Annotated in this window: 16 protein-coding genes and 5 tRNA genes; 15 read left to right on the top strand and 6 right to left on the bottom strand. The window is 72.1% G+C overall.

Annotated features, from left to right (window positions below; translation table 11 throughout):
* Positions 1 to 291 precede the first annotated feature (291 nt).
* From ACFVFR_RS04220 to ACFVFR_RS04200, 5 genes are all read left to right on the top strand, one after another.
* Positions 292 to 363, top strand: a tRNA-Gln gene (locus ACFVFR_RS04220).
* Between the two features lie 38 nt (positions 364 to 401).
* Positions 402 to 474: transfer RNA gene (locus ACFVFR_RS04215), tRNA-Glu, on the top strand.
* Positions 475 to 536: 62 nt separating this feature from the next.
* Positions 537 to 609, top strand: a tRNA-Glu gene (locus ACFVFR_RS04210).
* A gap of 13 nt (positions 610 to 622) precedes the next feature.
* Positions 623 to 694, top strand: a tRNA-Gln gene (locus tag ACFVFR_RS04205).
* Between the two features lie 12 nt (positions 695 to 706).
* Positions 707 to 779, top strand: a tRNA-Glu gene (locus ACFVFR_RS04200).
* A 491-nt stretch (positions 780 to 1,270) separates the two neighbouring features.
* Here the strand turns inward: ACFVFR_RS04200 and ndgR are convergent.
* A complete protein-coding gene (gene ndgR, locus ACFVFR_RS04195; RefSeq protein WP_383697916.1) occupies positions 1,271 to 1,987 on the bottom strand; it encodes an IclR family transcriptional regulator NdgR in 717 nt (238 codons plus the stop codon).
* A 146-nt stretch (positions 1,988 to 2,133) separates the two neighbouring features.
* Between ndgR and leuC the strand changes: the two genes are divergently transcribed.
* From leuC to ACFVFR_RS04175, 4 genes are all read left to right on the top strand, one after another.
* Positions 2,134 to 3,558 (top strand): 3-isopropylmalate dehydratase large subunit, encoded by a 1,425-nt coding sequence (gene leuC, locus ACFVFR_RS04190; RefSeq protein WP_383697915.1) that lies wholly within the window; start codon positions 2,134 to 2,136, stop codon positions 3,556 to 3,558.
* A gap of 6 nt (positions 3,559 to 3,564) precedes the next feature.
* Complete coding sequence (gene leuD / locus ACFVFR_RS04185; RefSeq protein ID WP_383697913.1) at positions 3,565 to 4,158, top strand: 3-isopropylmalate dehydratase small subunit; 594 nt, start codon at positions 3,565 to 3,567, stop codon at positions 4,156 to 4,158.
* 126 nt (positions 4,159 to 4,284) lie between these two features.
* Positions 4,285 to 4,530 carry a hypothetical protein gene (locus ACFVFR_RS04180; RefSeq protein WP_383697911.1) on the top strand — a complete coding sequence of 82 codons (246 nt, stop codon included), beginning with the start codon at positions 4,285 to 4,287 and terminating at the stop codon, positions 4,528 to 4,530.
* Between the two features lie 125 nt (positions 4,531 to 4,655).
* Positions 4,656 to 5,345, top strand: a complete 690-nt coding sequence (locus ACFVFR_RS04175) for an HU family DNA-binding protein (protein WP_383697910.1) — start codon at positions 4,656 to 4,658, stop codon at positions 5,343 to 5,345.
* A gap of 395 nt (positions 5,346 to 5,740) precedes the next feature.
* Here ACFVFR_RS04175 and ACFVFR_RS04170 read toward each other — a convergent pair whose 3' ends face one another.
* Both ACFVFR_RS04170 and cofC read right to left on the bottom strand, forming a co-directional pair.
* Complete coding sequence (locus ACFVFR_RS04170; RefSeq protein WP_383697908.1) at positions 5,741 to 5,944, bottom strand: hypothetical protein; 204 nt, start codon at positions 5,942 to 5,944, stop codon at positions 5,741 to 5,743.
* Between the two features lie 402 nt (positions 5,945 to 6,346).
* Positions 6,347 to 7,027 carry a 2-phospho-L-lactate guanylyltransferase gene (gene cofC / locus ACFVFR_RS04165; RefSeq protein WP_383698061.1) on the bottom strand — a complete coding sequence of 227 codons (681 nt, stop codon included), beginning with the start codon at positions 7,025 to 7,027 and terminating at the stop codon, positions 6,347 to 6,349.
* A gap of 179 nt (positions 7,028 to 7,206) precedes the next feature.
* Here cofC and ACFVFR_RS04160 point away from each other — a divergent pair, with 179 nt between their 5' ends.
* From ACFVFR_RS04160 to ACFVFR_RS04150, 3 genes are all read left to right on the top strand, one after another.
* Positions 7,207 to 7,980: a lysophospholipid acyltransferase family protein gene (locus ACFVFR_RS04160; RefSeq protein ID WP_383697906.1), complete on the top strand. Its 774-nt coding sequence runs from the start codon at positions 7,207 to 7,209 to the stop codon at positions 7,978 to 7,980.
* Positions 7,977 to 8,978 (top strand): NAD(P)H-dependent glycerol-3-phosphate dehydrogenase, encoded by a 1,002-nt coding sequence (locus ACFVFR_RS04155; RefSeq protein WP_383697904.1) that lies wholly within the window; start codon positions 7,977 to 7,979, stop codon positions 8,976 to 8,978. Before ACFVFR_RS04160 ends, ACFVFR_RS04155 begins: the two co-directional genes overlap by 4 nt.
* 364 nt (positions 8,979 to 9,342) lie before the next feature.
* Positions 9,343 to 10,533 (top strand): D-alanine--D-alanine ligase family protein, encoded by a 1,191-nt coding sequence (locus ACFVFR_RS04150; protein ID WP_383697902.1) that lies wholly within the window; start codon positions 9,343 to 9,345, stop codon positions 10,531 to 10,533.
* A 355-nt stretch (positions 10,534 to 10,888) separates the two neighbouring features.
* Here ACFVFR_RS04150 and ACFVFR_RS04145 read toward each other — a convergent pair whose 3' ends face one another.
* Together ACFVFR_RS04145 and ACFVFR_RS04140 are read right to left on the bottom strand one after the other, a co-directional pair.
* Positions 10,889 to 11,377, bottom strand: a complete 489-nt coding sequence (locus tag ACFVFR_RS04145) for a DUF3515 domain-containing protein (protein ID WP_383697900.1) — start codon at positions 11,375 to 11,377, stop codon at positions 10,889 to 10,891.
* Between the two features lie 20 nt (positions 11,378 to 11,397).
* Complete coding sequence (locus tag ACFVFR_RS04140; protein WP_349990187.1) at positions 11,398 to 11,631, bottom strand: Lrp/AsnC ligand binding domain-containing protein; 234 nt, start codon at positions 11,629 to 11,631, stop codon at positions 11,398 to 11,400.
* A 161-nt stretch (positions 11,632 to 11,792) separates the two neighbouring features.
* Here ACFVFR_RS04140 and ACFVFR_RS04135 point away from each other — a divergent pair, with 161 nt between their 5' ends.
* Together ACFVFR_RS04135 and thiD are read left to right on the top strand one after the other, a co-directional pair.
* Positions 11,793 to 12,767: a thiamine-phosphate kinase gene (locus tag ACFVFR_RS04135; RefSeq protein ID WP_383697899.1), complete on the top strand. Its 975-nt coding sequence runs from the start codon at positions 11,793 to 11,795 to the stop codon at positions 12,765 to 12,767.
* A gap of 368 nt (positions 12,768 to 13,135) precedes the next feature.
* Complete coding sequence (thiD, locus tag ACFVFR_RS04130) at positions 13,136 to 13,960, top strand: bifunctional hydroxymethylpyrimidine kinase/phosphomethylpyrimidine kinase (RefSeq protein ID WP_383697897.1); 825 nt, start codon at positions 13,136 to 13,138, stop codon at positions 13,958 to 13,960.
* 570 nt (positions 13,961 to 14,530) lie between these two features.
* On the opposite strand, the gene rpmB is transcribed toward thiD, so the two are convergent.
* Positions 14,531 to 14,716 (bottom strand): 50S ribosomal protein L28, encoded by a 186-nt coding sequence (gene rpmB, locus ACFVFR_RS04125; protein WP_014628431.1) that lies wholly within the window; start codon positions 14,714 to 14,716, stop codon positions 14,531 to 14,533.
* Between the two features lie 244 nt (positions 14,717 to 14,960).
* On the opposite strand from rpmB, the gene ACFVFR_RS04120 reads away from it, so the two are divergent.
* Entirely contained in the window at positions 14,961 to 16,925 is a 1,965-nt protein-coding gene (locus ACFVFR_RS04120; protein WP_383697895.1) for a DAK2 domain-containing protein, read from the top strand.
* The last annotated feature ends 90 nt before the right edge of the window (positions 16,926 to 17,015 follow it).

Raw genomic sequence — 17,015 nt, 5'->3', positions numbered from 1 at the left:
CGCGGCCCCGTGAGCGACGGCGCGCGGTGGCGGTGTCGCGACACGGTCGGGGCCTGTGGGCGGCGCGTGGGCCGGTCTGGCGGGGTTCGGTCGAGCCGGTGGCGGCCGGGCCTCGCACGGGGCGTGAGCGCGCGCGGAGCGGTGGTGGGGCCGCTCGCACGGGCGGTATCGGTTTTGGTGCGCCGCCCCCTGTCGGGTAATGTTCTTCCTGCGCCGCTCGCGGGGGACCACAAAGCCCCAGCGAAAGCGCAGATCCAAACAAAGATCCCCAGTAGGGGGTTTGAGTTTTGGTGGGCTATGGTGTAATTGGCAGCACGACTGATTCTGGTTCAGTTAGTCTAGGTTCGAGTCCTGGTAGCCCAGCAAGAGACCTTCTCGGTCTCTTGAATATGCAGTGACAAGCCCCCGTTGTGTAGCGGCCTAGCACGCTGCCCTCTCAAGGCAGTAGCGCCGGTTCGAATCCGGTCGGGGGTACTGATCCTGACCCCGTCACCATCCGGAGAAATCCCGGAGGCGATGATGAATGGATCGCTAGGGCCCCCGTTGTGTAGCGGCCTAGCACGCCGCCCTCTCAAGGCGGTAGCGCCGGTTCGAATCCGGTCGGGGGTACTGGTCTATACCATGGGCTATGGTGTAATTGGCAGCACGAGTGATTCTGGTTCATTTAGTCTAGGTTCGAGTCCTGGTAGCCCAGCGCAGTACTCAGGCCCCCGTTGTGTAGCGGCCTAGCACGCCGCCCTCTCAAGGCGGTAGCGCCGGTTCGAATCCGGTCGGGGGTACAACAAGGAAAATCAGCCTCTCGCCTCGCGCGGGGGGCTTTTTCCGTTACGCGGCCTCGCCTCGACGCTGAGCCTCCGCCGCGCCCCGTTCCGCGCCGTGCGGCGACCCCCATCGAACGGGGCCAGCCCACCCCGGGACTTCCCCCACGGTCAGTGGCGACAGCCGCCCGCTCCCATGGTCGGGCCGGCGCCAGGGGGTCGCGAGCCAACTCTCTCCGCACCACGCCCGCTTGGATTCGGCGGACCACCTCCGCTCGGGCCCGGCCGCGCGCTCCCCGTCGCGGGGGGCGCGTCGAGGCGGCATCCTCCGTCGGGGCACGGGGCACGGGGCACGGGGCACGGGGCACGGGGCACGGGGCACGGGGCACGGGGCACGGGGCACGGGGCACGGGGCGGCGCTGTCGCGCGGCGCCGGACCGCGTCGGGTGCGGAGCGGCGCGCCGGTGGCATGGCGAGGGCGGTGTGGGGCCCGGCCCGGTCGGAAGCTCACCTCAGCCCGTGCGGCGCAGCGCCTCGGAGAGCCGTACGGCCGCGTCTATGACCGCCTGGGCGTGCATCCGGCCCGGGTGCCGGGTCAGGCGCTCGATCGGTCCCGAGACGGACACCGCCGCCACGACGCGGTTGGACGGGCCCCGTACGGGAGCGGAGACGGAGGCTACTCCCGGCTCCCGCTCGCCGATGGACTGGGCCCAGCCCCGGCGGCGTACGCCCGACAGCGCCGTCGCCGTGAAACGGGCGCCCTGGAGCCCGCGGTGCAGCCGCTCCGGCTCCTCCCAGGCCATCAGGATCTGCGCGGCCGAACCGGCCTTCATCGGCAGCGTCGAACCGACCGGCACCGTGTCCCGCAGGCCGGACAGTCGCTCCGCGGCGGCGACGCAGATGCGCATGTCGCCCTGGCGGCGGTAGAGCTGCGCGCTCTCGCCCGTCACGTCGCGCAGATGGGTCAGGACCGGGCCGGCGGTGGCCAGCAGTCGGTCCTCGCCCGCCGCCGCCGCGAGTTCGGCGAGCCGGGGGCCGAGGATGAACCGGCCCTGCATGTCACGTGCCACCAGCCGGTGGTGTTCGAGGGCCACCGCGAGGCGGTGCGCCGTGGGGCGCGCGAGTCCCGTCGTCGTGACCAGACTGGCCAGGGTGGCCGGTCCGGCCTCCAGCGCGCTCAGCACCAGAGCAGCCTTGTCGAGTACGCCGACGCCACTAGAGTTGTCCATGAAACGATACTCGCGTCTCACAGTATGAAACGCAAGTTCATATTTCCACGACAGCCGCCAGGCTGGAGGTGGCGTCGGGCACTCACGGCGGCGCTCCCGCGAACACACGAGTTGGGTCGGCAGCGACGCCGACCGGAGGGACAGCGATGGGACGGACACTGGCGGAGAAGGTCTGGGACGATCACGTCGTCCGGCGCGCCGAGGGCGAGCCCGACTTGCTCTTCATCGATCTGCACCTGCTGCACGAGGTGACCAGTCCGCAGGCGTTCGACGGGCTCCGCAAGGCGGGCCGGCGGGTGCGGCGGACCGATCTCACCATCGCGACCGAGGACCACAACACCCCCACCCTCGACATCGACAAGCCGATCGCGGACCCGGTCTCGCGTACCCAGCTGGAGACGCTGCGCAGGAACTGCGCGGAGTTCGACGTACGCCTGCACCCGCTGGGCGACGTCGAGCAGGGCGTCGTCCACGTCGTGGGGCCGCAGTTGGGGCTGACCCAGCCGGGCACCACGGTGGTCTGTGGGGACAGTCACACCTCCACGCACGGCGCCTTCGGGGCCCTGGCCTTCGGGATCGGCACCTCCCAGGTGGAGCACGTGCTGGCCACCCAGACGCTGCCGCTGGCCCCGTTCAAGACGATGGCCATCACCGTCGAGGGCGAGCTGCCCGCGGACGTGAGCGCCAAGGACCTGATCCTCGCGGTCATCGCGAAGATCGGTACCGGCGGTGGCCAGGGCTATGTGATCGAGTACCGCGGCGAGGCCATCGAGAAGCTGTCGATGGAGGCGCGGATGACCGTGTGCAACATGTCCATCGAGGCCGGCGCGCGCGCCGGGATGATCGCCCCGGACGAGACCACCTTCGCCTACCTCAAGGGCCGCGACCACGCGCCCCGTGGCGAGCGGTGGGACGAGGCGGTGGCGTACTGGCGCACGCTGCGCACCGACGAGGACGCCGTCTTCGATCACGAGGTGGTCATCGACGCCGCGTCGCTGGCCCCGTTCGTCACCTGGGGCACGAATCCGGGGCAGGGTGCCCCGTTGTCGGCGTCCGTGCCCGACCCCGCCTCGTACGCGGACGCCAGCGAGCGGCTGGCGGCGGAAAAGGCCCTGGAGTACATGGGGTTGACGGCTGGTCAGGAGCTGCGGGACATCCGGGTGGACACCGTCTTCGTGGGCTCGTGCACCAACGGCCGGATCGAGGACCTGCGCTCGGCCGCCGCCGTGCTGGAGGGGCGCCAGGTCGCCGGCGGCGTGCGGATGCTGGTGGTGCCGGGGTCCGTACGCGTGGCTCTGCAGGCGGTCCAGGAGGGGCTGGACAAGGTGTTCACCGCGGCCGGGGCCGAGTGGCGACACGCCGGCTGCTCGATGTGTCTGGGGATGAACCCCGACCAGCTGGCTCCCGGCGAGCGGTCCGCCTCCACCTCCAACCGCAACTTCGAGGGGCGTCAGGGCAAGGGTGGCCGCACGCACCTGGTCTCGCCCCAGGTCGCCGCCGCCACGGCGGTGCGCGGACACCTGGCCTCGCCCGCCGACCTCGCTCCGTCAACCGCTCCCGTAGGGGTCTGATCCGTCATGGAAGCATTCACCACGCACACCGGCCGCGCCGTTCCGCTGCGGCGGGGCAACGTCGACACCGACCAGATCATCCCCGCGCACTGGCTGAAGAAGGTGACCCGGGACGGCTTCGAGGACGGACTCTTCGAGGCGTGGCGCAAGGACCCCGCCTTCGTGCTGAACCGGCCCGAGCGCGTCGGGGCGACGGTGCTCCTGGCCGGCCCGGACTTCGGCACCGGCTCCTCCCGCGAGCACGCCGTCTGGGCCCTGCAGAACTACGGCTTCAAGGCGGTCATCTCCTCACGGTTCGCCGACATCTTCCGGGGGAACTCGCTCAAGAACGGGCTGCTGACGGTGGTCTTGCCGCAGGAGACGGTGGAGCGGCTGTGGGAGCTGACGGAGGCCGACCCCGACATCGCCGTATCCGTAGACCTGGTCGAGCGCCAGGTCCGCGCCGGCAACGTAACGGCTGATTTTGAGCTTGACGAGAACGCTCGTTGGCGGCTGCTGGAGGGGCTGGACGACATCAGTCTGACCCTGCGCCAAGAGGCGGAAATCGCTGCGTACGAGGCTGCTCGGCCGGCCTTCAAACCCCATACAGTGCAGGTCTAAGGCCCCCCGCCGCTCCTTGTACGGGGCACGTTTGGCACGATGCGTCGTCGGTCTCCGGACCGGCGGCGCATCGGTGTGTTGGGGCCCCGTGAGGCGACAACTCGCCGTAGATGGCACAATCAACGTATGGAACGCGACACCCAACTCCAGCTTTACGGGATTGTCGCGGTCCAACTGAAGGAAGCGCACGCAAGGGTGCGCGCACTGCAAGTCCCGGAGGGCGTACGGATGGCGCTGTCCCGGAAGCTGCTGGTCATCACGGCGGCGGCGAAGCACGATCTGGCGGACGCGGCGCGGCGTCTAGACCGGTTGATGAACGACCTCGACGAGGGCCGTTTCCCCCAGGATCTCGACAGCGACGGAACTCCGTGACGGTCGAGTTCGTTGCGGCACAAGGGTGATTAGCCCGTTTCGTGTTTGATTTGCGGTATATATCTGCCTAACGTGCGAAAAAGCTTGAACAGATTCGTTCCAGCAATGTCTCCGAAGGGGAAGACGTGAACAAGGCGCAGCTCGTGGAAGCCATTGCCGACAAGCTCGGCGGCCGTCAGAACGCCGCGGACGCGGTGGACGCGGTACTGGATGCCATCGTCCGTGCGGTCGTCGGCGGTGACCGTGTTTCGGTCACCGGATTCGGCTCGTTCGAGAAGGTTGACCGCCCCGCGCGGTACGCCCGTAACCCGCAGACCGGTGAGCGGGTCCGGGTCAAGAAGACCTCGGTGCCGCGATTCCGCGCGGGGCAGGGCTTCAAGGACCTGGTGAGCGGCTCGAAGAAGCTCCCGAAGAACGACGTGGCCGTCAAGAAGGCCCCCAAGGGCAGCCTCTCGGGCGGTTCTTCCACGCGTACGACCGCCAAGGCCGCGGCCAAGAAGGCCACCGCCAAGAAGGCGGCGACGGCGAAGAAGGTCACGGCCACCGCCAAGAAGGCGACGCCGGCGAAGAAGGTCACGGCCACCGCGAAGAAGGCGGCCACGGCGAAGAAGGCCACCGCCAAGAAGACCACGGCCACCGCGAAGAAGGCCACCGCGGTCAAGGCCACGCCGGCCAAGAAGACCACGGCCACCGCGAAGAAGGCCAGCGCGAAGAAGACGGCGCCCGCGAAGAAGGCGACGGCCAAGAAGGCCCCCGCGCGCAAGACGACGGCGCGCAAGACCACCGCCAAGAAGACCACCGCCAGGAAGAAGTAACCACGGCGGTCGTTACCTCTCGCGCGGTACCTCGCCGGGCCGGGCTCCCCCAGGGGAGCCCGGCCCGCGGTGCGTTCGCGACCGGATCGGCGCGCCTCTCCGCGCCACGCCGGACCACTCCACGACCCGGGGAGCCGGACGGGACGCGTGCCGCGCGCGGTGGCCCCGAACGGTGCGCGTCGGAGCGGGAGCGACGGGACGCACGGGGCGGCGCTGTGGCGCGATCTGTACGGTCACCGTCGACGCGCCTGAGCGGGGCGCACGACCGGCACGGGGCCACCCGGAGGCCGCGAACGGGGCGGCGGGTTGGGTGCCTGGCGCGGGCGAGCGGCACCGTGGCCCGTGTTCCGGTGTGGCGCCGCCACACGGGGCGCCGGGCGGCCCGGAACGGTGGCCTAGAACGTCTGCAGCGTCACCAGAACCACACGACGGGAGGCGCCCTCACCCTCGACATCGATCCGCACACGCTGGCCGGGCCGCAACAGCCGTAGCCCGCCGGCGTCGAAGGCCGCCGCGTCGAACTCCAGGGGCGTGCCGTCGTCGAGCAGCACGCTGCCCGCTCGGGTGTCGGGGTCGTACGTGTACGCGGTCGCCTGCATACGCAGCAGCGTAGCCGGCGCGGAGCACGGCGTGACGCGGCCCGCCCCGCCCCGTACGCCTCGGCTCGTACGGCGCGCCTCGTGCGGGGGTTCGCTCCCGGATCGGACGGCGCCTTCGGGCGGGTTCGTCCGTCGCGCCTCGTGCGGGGGCGCCCCGTGCTGCTCGTGGGCGCCGCGCGCATGGCGCCCCGTGTGGTGGCGCGGACTCGCCCGCCGCTCCGTGCCCCGTGGACCGACGCCGCGTTCGACTCTGCGTGCCCCGTGCCCCGTGCCCCGTCTCGCGGTGCGTTCGCTGGCTCCGTGCTCCGTGCTCCGTGCTTCGGCTCGTCGGGCGTTGTGTGGCTGGGCGGTGCCTGTTGGTGGCGGTGGTAGCGGTTGTGGCGGGTGTCGATGGCCGGCCGGTCAGGCGTGCGGCGTGGGGGAGGTGGTGGGTGGGGTGCCGGGGTGTGCCGGGCGGGTGCCGTCAGTGGCGAGGAGGGCGGCCGTGTGCGGCCCCACCCCCAGTTCCAGCGCGGCCCGCAGATCGCGCCCCGTATCTACGTCCTGGCGGACGCTGGCCACGTCCCGCAGGGAGATGTCGTGAGCTCCGGTGGCGCGGTGGCGTGCGCGGGAGGGGCCACCGAAAGCCGGATTCAGTTCCCATTCCGGTGCGGCGGTCAGCAATGTGGTGCCGATTCCGGTGGCGTCCGCGAGAAAAGCCCGGGGGAAATCCGCCGCCACGGTCAGAACGTGGTGGAGTTCCACGGGGCGGAGTGCCGGCAGATCGGCGTTGAGCGCGGCGACCGCCGCACCGGGGCGTCGCGCGCGCACCGTGGCGGCGCCGTGTGCCAGTGCCGCGTTCAGACCGGTGCCGGGCGTGTCCGGTACGGCGGTCGCGCCGAGCGCCGACAATTCGGCCGCCGCCAGCGGGTCGTCCGTGACAACCACCACATCCCGCACTCCGGGACACGCCAGCGCGGCGCTCACGGTGTCCTGCGCGAATGCGAGGGCGAGCCCGGGGCGTAGCGCGTCCGACGCGGCGTCCGCCAGCCGGCTCTTCGCGCGGGACAGCGGTTTCAGCGGCACCACCAAGCTCCAACCCACTCCCGCTTCCCCCGCTTCGTCTCTGCGCACGTGCATCATTCTTGCCTGCTGCCGAAGCCGCTTGAGACCCGCGGGGTTACGGTGTCCTCGACAGACCAGATACCTGGGGCGACACTTGTGCGGCTGCCCGGGTGGCAGCAAGCCAGCAGGTCAGCAGGCTCCAAGAGGAGGACGTCCGAGTGCCCCGCCACAGAATCGGCTTCTGGTACCGCCTTGCCGCGGTCCTCGCGAAGCCGCCGCTCGTGATTCTGTTCAAACGGGACTGGCGTGGAATGGAGAACATTCCGGCCCACGGCGGATTCATCACGGCCATCAACCACAACTCGTATCTCGATCCGCTGGCGTACGCGCACTTCCAGTACAACACCGGACGCGTGCCACGATTCCTCGCGAAGTCCGCCCTCTTCAAGGTGCCCGTTATCGGCAGGATGTTCCACGGACTCCAGTTGATTCCGGTCTACCGGGAGTCCACGGACGCCGCCAACGCGTTCCGCGCGGCCGTCAACGCGATCGACAAGGGCGAATGCGTCGCCTTCTATCCCGAGGGCACCCTCACCCGCGATCCGGACCAGTGGCCGATGCGCGCCAAGACCGGTGCCGCGCGCGTGGCCCTCCTGACCAAGGCCCCGGTCATTCCCGTCGCGCAATGGGGCGCCAATGCGGTCCTGCCACCGTACGCCGGGACAAAGCGCCTGCGGTTGTTTCCCCGCAAGACCTTCCAGGTCGTGGCCGGACCACCGGTCGACCTGTCCGCGTACTACGGCCAGGAGCCGACCGCCGAGGTGCTGCGCGCCGCCACCGACACGATCATGGACGCTGTCACCGAACTCCTCGCCGACGTGCGACAGGAGCCCGTTCCGGCGGGGCGACGTGAGCAGCCGAAGGGCGGCGCGGCCGAGGGGCTCGGCTCCGCCGACCGTACGGACCACCAGACCGAGGGAGATGCCACGTGACGCGCTGTGCCGTCTACGGCGCCGGCTCGTGGGGCACGGCCTTCGCGATGGTGCTGGCCGACGCCGGGTGCGAGGTGACGCTGTGGGCCCGCCGACCGGAGCCGGTGGAGGCCATCAACACGGGGCACGTCAACCCCGACTACCTGCCCGGCACCACGCTTCCCGACACGGTGCGGGCCACCACCGACCCGGCGCTGGCCGCCCGGGGCGCGCAGTTCGCGGTGCTGACGGTGCCGGCGCAGACGCTGCGCGGCAACCTCGCGGAGTGGGCCCCGTCGCTGCCGTCCGACGCCGTGCTGGTCAGCCTGATGAAGGGCGTCGAACTCGGCACCGCCAAGCGGATGAGCGAGGTCATCGAGGAGGTCGCCGGCGTCGGCCCGGAGCGGGTCGCGGTGCTGACCGGGCCCAACCTGGCCAAGGAGATCGCCGCCCGACAGCCCGCGGCGGCCGTGGCGGCCTGCCGGGACGAGACGGTGGCACAGCGGCTGCAGGCGGCCTGCCACACGCCGTACTTCCGCCCGTACACCAACACCGACGTCGTCGGCTGTGAGCTGGGCGGCGCGGTCAAGAACGTCATCGCCCTCGCGGTGGGCATCGCCGACGGCATGGGCCTCGGGGACAACGCCAAGGCGTCGCTGATCACCCGCGGGCTCGCCGAGACGACCCGGCTCGGGCTCGTGATGGGTGCCGACGCGCACACCTTCGCGGGGCTCGCGGGCATGGGCGACCTGGTGGCCACCTGCTCGTCACCGCTCTCCCGCAACCACACCTTCGGTGCCAACCTCGGACGGGGCATGACACTGGACGAGACCATCGCGGTGACCAAGCAGACGGCGGAGGGCGTCAAGTCCTGCGAGTCCGTACTCGACCTGGCGCAGCGGCACCAGGTGGACATGCCGATCACGGAGACGGTGGTGGGCATCGTCCACGGCGGGAAGCCGCCTCTGGTCGCGCTCCAGGAGCTGATGTCGCGGTCCGCGAAGCCCGAACGCCACTGAGAAGCCGCGCCCCCGCCACGGGCCGACCGTGACGTGCGTGCGGACGCGCGGCTCCGTTGATCGTGCGGCCACGGACCCGGGGGAGCTGTCGCCGAGCGGTGCCGGAACCCGCCACAGGTGTCGCGTACGCCACGGAGCGCGCGAAGGGGCGCGTGTCGGGCTCGTGCGCGACGCCGCCGTGCCGAGGCGTCCGCACGGCGTACGGGGCCCTGGGGCGGCAGTGGTTGGGACGGCGCGGACGCGTGGTCCGGGTGGCGCCCGGTCTGGCGGCGGGTCGCCCCGCGCGGCGGGCCCGTCGGGGCGCACGGCGGACACCGGCTGGTGAGACCTGACCTCGGGCAGCCCGCAAGGTAATCTCCATCCGATGAGCAGCGAGTCCACATCCCCAAGCCCCGTGCCCGCTTCCGGCCCCGGAACCGACGGCCGGAAGCCGCGCGTCGCCGTCGTGTTCGGCGGCCGTAGCTCCGAGCACGCCATCTCCGTGGTGACCGCCGGAGCCGTGCTGGCGGCCATCGACCGTACGAAGTACGAGGTGCTGCCGATCGGCATCACCGCGCAGGGGCGCTGGGCGCTGACCGCCGACGCGCCCGAGCGGATGGCCATCAGCGGCAGCACGCTGCCCAGCGTCGACCAGCTCTCGGAAACCCCGGACGGCGGCGTGTTGTTGCCGCTCGACCCCGGCAGCCGCGAGGTGGTCTACAGCGAGCCCGGCTCCGTCCCCAAGGCACTGGGCGACGTGGACGTCGTCTTCCCCGTGCTGCACGGCCCCTACGGCGAGGACGGCACCCTGCAGGGCCTGCTGGAGCTGTCCGGCGTGCCGTACGTGGGCGGCGGCGTGCTCGCCTCCGCCGTCGGCATGGACAAGGAGTACATGAAGCGCGTCTTCCACTCCTTCGGGTTGCCGGTCGGGCCCTACGAGGTCATCCGGGCCCGCGAGTGGGAGCTGGGCCCCGACGGTGACCGGGGCGCGGTGGCGCGTAGGAAGATCGTGGAGTTCGCGGCCGAGCACGGCCTGCCGATCTTCGTGAAGCCGGCCCGTGCGGGTTCCTCCATGGGCATCAGCAAGGTCGACGACCTGGCGGACATCGACGCCGCCGTCGAGGAGGCCCGGCGCCACGACCCGAAGATCGTCGTCGAGGCGCTGCTGCGCGGGCGCGAGATCGAGTGCGGCGTGCTGGAGTTCGAGGACGGCCCGCGGGCGAGCGTGCCGGCGGAGATCCCGCCGGTCACGGCCCACGACTTCTACGACTTCGAGGCGAAGTACATCGACTCCGCGTCCGGCATCGTGCCCGCGCCGCTGACCCCCGAGGAGACGGCGCGCGTGCAGGAGCTCGCGATCGCCGCCTTCGACGCCGTGTCCGGTGAGGGGCTGGCGCGGGTGGACTTCTTCCTCCTCGACAGCGGCGAGTTGGTGATCAACGAGATCAACACGATGCCCGGCTTCACGCCCATCTCGATGTACCCGCGGATGTGGCAGGAGAGCGGCGTCAGCTACCCCGAACTGGTGGATCGCCTCCTCCAGGCCGCCCTCAACCGCCCGACGGGCCTGCGCTAGACCACACCCACCCGACGCCATCCGCCCCTGTCGGACGCGCGGCAGCCGCTCCCCGGTGGTGCGCGCCCGACGGGGCCACCAAAGCGCACGGCGGCGATCCTCCCCGGGGGCACGGGGCACGGGGCACGGGGCACGGGGCACGGGGCACGGGGCGGCGTCTCGACGGCGCCCCGGCGTACGGAGCGTCAGCGCGCGGGAAGACGCGGCGCACGGGGCAGGGGTCGACTTCCGGCGCGTGAGCGCATCCGGCGGCGCTCAACGGCCGCATCCCGCTCGGCCCACAGAGCCCGTCCCTCACGAGGCCGGGCCCAGCGAGCCACCCGCCCCCCGGGCCTGTCACGGGGGCCGGGGGGCGTCAGATGCCGGACGGCACGGTCTTCTTGACGGCGTCGGCGAGGTCGGTCAGCGGATTGACCTCGGGGGCGTACTTCGACGGAACCGTGACCTCGACGTACGCCTTGCGCAGCGTGGTGGTGAACCGGTAGCCGTCGTGCTTCTTCTCCAGCAACCAGCCGACTCCGTTGACGTCCACGGAGTCGGCCAGGGGGTTGTAATGTTCACTGCCGGGCGTCAGTACATCGGGCCGTGGCACGCCGCACCGCAGTTGCACGGCGGGCTTGCCCCAGACAGCGGTGAACTCCGACGCGGGATCCGTCTCACGTCGGTCAAGCCCGTCCACTGTCGTGGGCAGTTCCTTGTGGAGAGCCTTGCAGAACGTGACGGCTCGGGCCGGCGGACTGGGAACCGCCGGCGCCGCGGGTTCGTCGCTGTCAGAGCAGCCCACGGCGGTCAAGAGCAGGATGACGGCGGGCAGACGGGGCCAACGGCGGGGTGCAAAACTCACCGGGCCGAGGATACGGGGAGCTACAAATGGACGACCGGGCAGGTGAGGGTACGGGTGATGCCGTCCACTTGCTGGACCTTGGCGACCACCATGTGGCCGAGCTCATCCACCGTCTCGGCCTGGGCGCGCACGATCACGTCGTACGGACCGGTCACGTCCTCGGCCTGGATGACTCCTGGGATCTTGGCGATCACGTCGGCGACGGCCGACGCCTTGCCGACCTCAGTCTGGATCAGGATGTACGCCTGTACCACGGAACCTCCAGGGCGGCGACGAGGATCATGTGGGAAGAAGAGACGCCACGGTACCGCGTCGCCGAGCGGCGCGGGGAGACCCGCGCGGCCCACGCGGCGTGGCGCCGGCCGGGGCGGACAGCGGAGCACAGGGCGGAAGAACAGTGCAAAGGGGCGATGGGATGAAGGGCACCGTGGGCGAGTTGGGCGAGTTCGGGCTGATCAGGGAGCTCACGTCGCGACTCACCAGCACCCCGGCGGTCCGCCTGGGGCCGGGGGACGACGCCGCGGTGGTCGCAGCGCCCGACCGGAGGGTCGTGGCCAGCACCGACGTACTCCTTGAGGGGCGGCACTTTCGCCGCGACTGGTCGACGGCGTACGACGTCGGACGCAAGGCGGCGGCGCAGAACCTCGCCGACATCGCCGCCATGGGCGCCGTGCCCACGGCGCTGCTGCTCGGCCTCGTCGTACCCGCCGACCTCCCCGCCACGTGGGCCAACGAGTTGATGGACGGCCTGCGTGACGAGTGCCAGGTGGCGGGTGCCGCGGTGGTCGGGGGCGACGTGGTGCGCGGCGAGACGATCACCGTGGCCATCACGGCCCTGGGGGACCTGCGCAACCACGAACCGGTCACGCGCTCCGGAGCCCGACCGGGCGACGTCGTGGCCGTCACGGGCTGGCTGGGCTGGTCGGCGGCCGGGCACGCGGTGCTCTCGCGTGGCTTCCGCTCGCCCCGTGCCTTCGTGGAGGCCCACCGTCGCCCCGAGCCTCCGTACCACGCCGGGCCGGCCGCCGCCGGGCTCGGCGCCACGGCGATGACGGACGTCAGCGACGGCCTCGTCGCCGACCTCGGCCACATCGCCGAGGCCAGCAAGGTTCGCATCGACCTCAGCTCCGCCTCGATAGACATCCCCTCCCAGATGTCGGACATCGGGCAAGCGGTGGGTGTGGACCCGTTGCAGTGGGTGCTCAACGGCGGTGAGGACCACGCGATCGTGGCGACCTTCCCCGCCGATGTGAAGCTGCCCGCTCGCTGGAAGGTGATCGGCGAGGTGCGCAACCCCTCCGCACTGCCCCAGGTGACGGTGGACGGGGCCCCGTGGGCCAAGGCCGGCTGGGACCACTTCAGCGACATCGAGGACGCCGGGGGGAGCTGAGGACAGCTCGGAGCCCGTACACGGGCGTCCTGTGGCGGCGCTCCGGACAACCGCCAACATCGCCTTCCGGGCGCGCCCTCGGCGGGCCACGGGGCCGGCCGGCACACACCGCGCGGGGCGCCGTGGGTGTGGGGCACGGGGCGACGCGGGTACGGAGCGCGGCCGGGACGGGGCGGCCACAGGCCGTCTCCCGGCACACCGGTGGCACACGCCCGCTCGGTACGGCGACCTGGCGGCCGGCAGTGGGCCCAGACGGGCCGGTCGGTCGGGCGACGTTCACATCCGGCCGGCCCGACCCGCCAACTCGTCGACCGCACAGGGCAAGGGGGCGGTGGGGCCCGTCGGCGGTGCCGCGTAAATTCGATGGCATGACCACTGACTCTGCCGGAGCGGGCCCCGTCCCCACCGCCGTGCCGCCCCGTGTCCTGACCGTCGCCGGGTCCGACTCCGGGGGCGGGGCGGGCATCCAGGCCGATCTCAAGACGATGCTGACCCTCGGCACGCACGGCATGAGTGTGCTGACCGCGGTCACGGCGCAGAACTCCCTGGGCGTGCGAGGCGCGTGGGAACTGCCACTGGAGGCCATCCGGGCTCAGTTCCGCGCCGTCGTCGACGACATCGGGGTCCAGGCCGTGAAGACGGGCATGCTGGCCTCACCCGCGATCGTCGAGACCGTCGCCGAACTGCTAGCCGATCTCAGCGTCCCGGTCATCGTGGACCCGGTCGGCGTCTCCAAGCACGGCGACGCCCTGTTGGCCGCGGACGCGCTCGACGCCGTACGCACCAAACTGCTGCCCCTGGCCACCGTGGCCACGCCCAACCTCGACGAGGTCGCCCAGCTCACCGGTGTCCGCGTGACGGCGGAGGCGGACCTGCCGCGCGCCGCGGCGGCCATCCTGGAGTTCGGCCCCCGCTGGGCGTTGGTCAAGGGCGGTCACCTGCCCGGGGACGCCGTCGACCTGCTCACGGACGGGGTCGAGGAGCACTGGCTCCGTTCCGTACGCCACGACAACCGTCACACGCACGGCACGGGCTGCACCCTGGCCAGCGCCGTCGCCGCGCACCTGGCCCACGGCATGCCGGTGCCGGAGGCCGTCGCGGCGGCCAAGGAGTACGTCACCGGAGCGATCGAGGCCGGCTTCCCCCTGGGGGCGGGCATCGGCCCCGTCGACCACGGCTGGCGCTGGCGCTGAGCCCGCCAGCCGCCCCCCTGGTCCATGTGCGAGGGCGGAACCCCGCTTTCCTACCGGGCCCATCGGACCCCGGCCCCGTAGTCCGGGCTCCCCGGCGCCGAGGGTGCTCCCGGTCGGGCCGTGCCGTACGTAGGGCTTGGGCATACGACGCGGGGCCGACGCGCAGGGCCAAGCACAGAGCCGCGTGGCGGCGTCGCGACGGGGCGCGGGACACGATCCTGCCTGGGGGCACGGGGCACGGGGCACGGGGCACGGGGCACGGGGCACGGGGCACGGGGCACGGAGCACGGGGCCGGACGGTGGCGCTGCCGCGAAGCACGGGGTCACGAGGGCGCGGGCCCGGACCGGATGGGTGTCCGGAGCGGGGGCTGGCCGAGCCGACGGCGCGGGCGGGCCGGTGGTGGCGTGTCGACTGGGCCAAAAGAGCCGGGCGGCGACCTGTGCGGTGCGGGCATGCGCGAGAGGCCACGGGGCCTCTCGGCTCCGTGGCCTCTCCGTGGAACAAAAAAGCCGGCCCGCACGAGGCGGGCCGGCCTTGGGCAACCGGCTGGCTGCGCTACGACGGGAACGTCAGCGCGCGACCTTGCCGGCCTTGATGCACGAGGTGCAGACGTTGAGCCGCTTCGGCGTCCGACCGACCACAGCGCGCACCGTCTGAATGTTGGGGTTCCAACGACGGCGAGTGCGGCGGTGCGAGTGCGAAATGTTGTTGCCGAAGCCCGGCCCCTTGCCGCAGACGTCGCAGTTGGCAGCCACGGGTCACTCCAAAGACTTCAGATGCACTTACAGTGAGTTCCCGGCATGCCAGATCATCGCTGAGTGGCATCGCCAGGGGTATTTGGCCCGATCCTGATCGGGCAACCGGAGCAGCATACAACGACCGCTCCCGTACAACGAAACTACCATGGCCACCTCGGCCCCCGCCCCAGACGGTCCCCCCGCAGCGCGACTACCCTGCGGGCATCCACGCTGCCACCAGCACCGTCCAAGGAGGCCATAGGTGCCGCACACGTTCGACGCCGAGGCGGTACGTACGTGGTGCGGGTTGGCACTGGAGGCGTTGGGACGGTCCCGCGAGGGGATCGACGCGATCAACGTCTACCCGGTGGCGGACGGTGACACGGGCACCAACCTCTACCTCACTGTCGAGTCCGCCGCGCAGGCCGTCGGCGCCGCCTTCGACGGCCACACGGCCACCGGCGCGACGTCCCGGCCCAGCCTCGGTGACGCGATGGGAGCCATGGCGCACGGAGCGCTGATCGGCGCGCACGGCAACTCCGGCACGATCCTGGCCCAGATGCTGCGCGGGATGGCGGACGTCCTCGCCGTGCGGGATGCGGCGGGCGAAGTGGTGGCGAGTGAGGCGCGCGACGCCGACGCCGCCGCGCTGTCGCGGGCCCTGCTCCGGGCCGCCGAGACGGCCCGGCACGCGGTCGCCCGCCCCGTCGAAGGCACGATCCTGACGGTCGCGGCGGCAGCGGCAGCGGCGGCGGCACGCGCCGTGGGCCACCCGGCCACGGAGCACGGGGCGGAGGCGGCCGGGGCACGCGGAGCCGAGGCGGCTACGGCGCGGGGGGACGGCACGGCGCACAGGGCCGACACGGGGCCACCGTCGACGCGAGGTGGCGCGTCGGTCGGCGCCGTGGCGCGCGCCGCGTACGAGGGCGCGTGTGCCGCCCTCGACGCGACCACCGGGCAGCTTGACGTTCTCGCGCGGGCCGGCGTCGTGGACGCGGGCGGCTACGGTCTGGTCGCCGTCCTCGGCGCGCTGGCCGAGACGCTGACCGGTGAACGCCCCGTCGCGCCCACCAGCCCGCTGCGACCGACCACCGGCGGTCACGGACGCGGAGCCGCTCGCCCCGACGCCGAGCCCCGGTGGGAGCGCCCCCCCACGGCGCCGGCCCCGTCCCCGAGCGCCCCCGCCGTCCCGGAGTGCCTGGCGGGCCCGGCGCCGGGGGAGCCCCTCGCGGAGCGCGACACGGCCGGTATGAGCCCCGCGTACGAGGTGATCTACCTCCTGGAGGCCGACGAGGCGGCCGTGGCTCGACTGCGGGTACGGCTGGACGCGCTGGGCGACTCCCTGGTGGTCGTCGGCGGCGACGGGCTGTGGAACGTCCACGTACACGTCGACGACGCGGGGGCGGCCGTCGAGGCCGGGATCCAGGCGGGGCGCCCGTACCGGCTGCGCGTCACCCACTTCGGCGCTGTGGCCGAGCGCCGGCTGAGCCGCGAGATCGCGGCCAGCGACCGCGAGCGGACGGATGGGGCACGGGGCACGGGGCACGGGGCACGGGGCGACCGTGCGGCGCGCTCCGTGGTCACGGTCGTGCCTGGCGACGGGCTCGCCGCCCTGTGCGCGGAGGCCGGCGCGACGGTGGTCACCGCCCGCCCCGGGGAGCCCCCCGCCAGCGGCGAACTGGTCGAGGCCATTCGGCGGGCCCACGCGCACGAGGTCGTCGTGTTGCTCAATGACGCGACACTGCGGCACACCGCCGCGGCAGCCGCGGCGCAGATGCGGACGGAGGGGGTGCGCGTCGCGCTCATCCCGACCCGCTCGGTCGTCCAGGGCATCGCCGCGCTGGCCGTACACGAGGGGGATCGCGGGTTCGACGAGGACGTCGTGGCCATGACGTCGGCGGCGGGCGCTACCCGTTACGCCGAACTGGCCGTGGCCGAACGTCAGTCGTGGACCATGGCGGGCGTGTGCCAGGCAGGCGACGTACTGGGCCTGATCGACGGCGACGTGGTGGTCATCGGGGCCGACCTGTTGGGTACGGCGCGCATGGTCCTCGACCGCATGCTGGCGGCAGGCGGCGAGCTGGTCACCCTGGTGCTCGGAGCGGGCGTACCCAGCAACCTCGCCGAGCGGCTCGAACACCACGTACGGGAACGCCATCTGGCGGTGGACACGGTCAGCTACCGCGGCGAGCAGCCGTCGGCCCCCCTGCTCATCGGCATCGAGTGACCACCGGGCCAGCCAGCCGCCCCACTCAGGAGCACGAAGCACGGAGCACGGCGGGATGATCCTGCCTGGGGGCACGGGGCACGGGGCACG

The organism is Streptomyces sp. NPDC057702, from assembly GCF_042799315.1.
Taxonomy (GTDB): domain Bacteria; phylum Actinomycetota; class Actinomycetes; order Streptomycetales; family Streptomycetaceae; genus Streptomyces.
The sequence above is the reverse complement of the archived record's forward strand: the minus strand, read 5'-3'. Positions and strand labels throughout refer to the sequence as shown.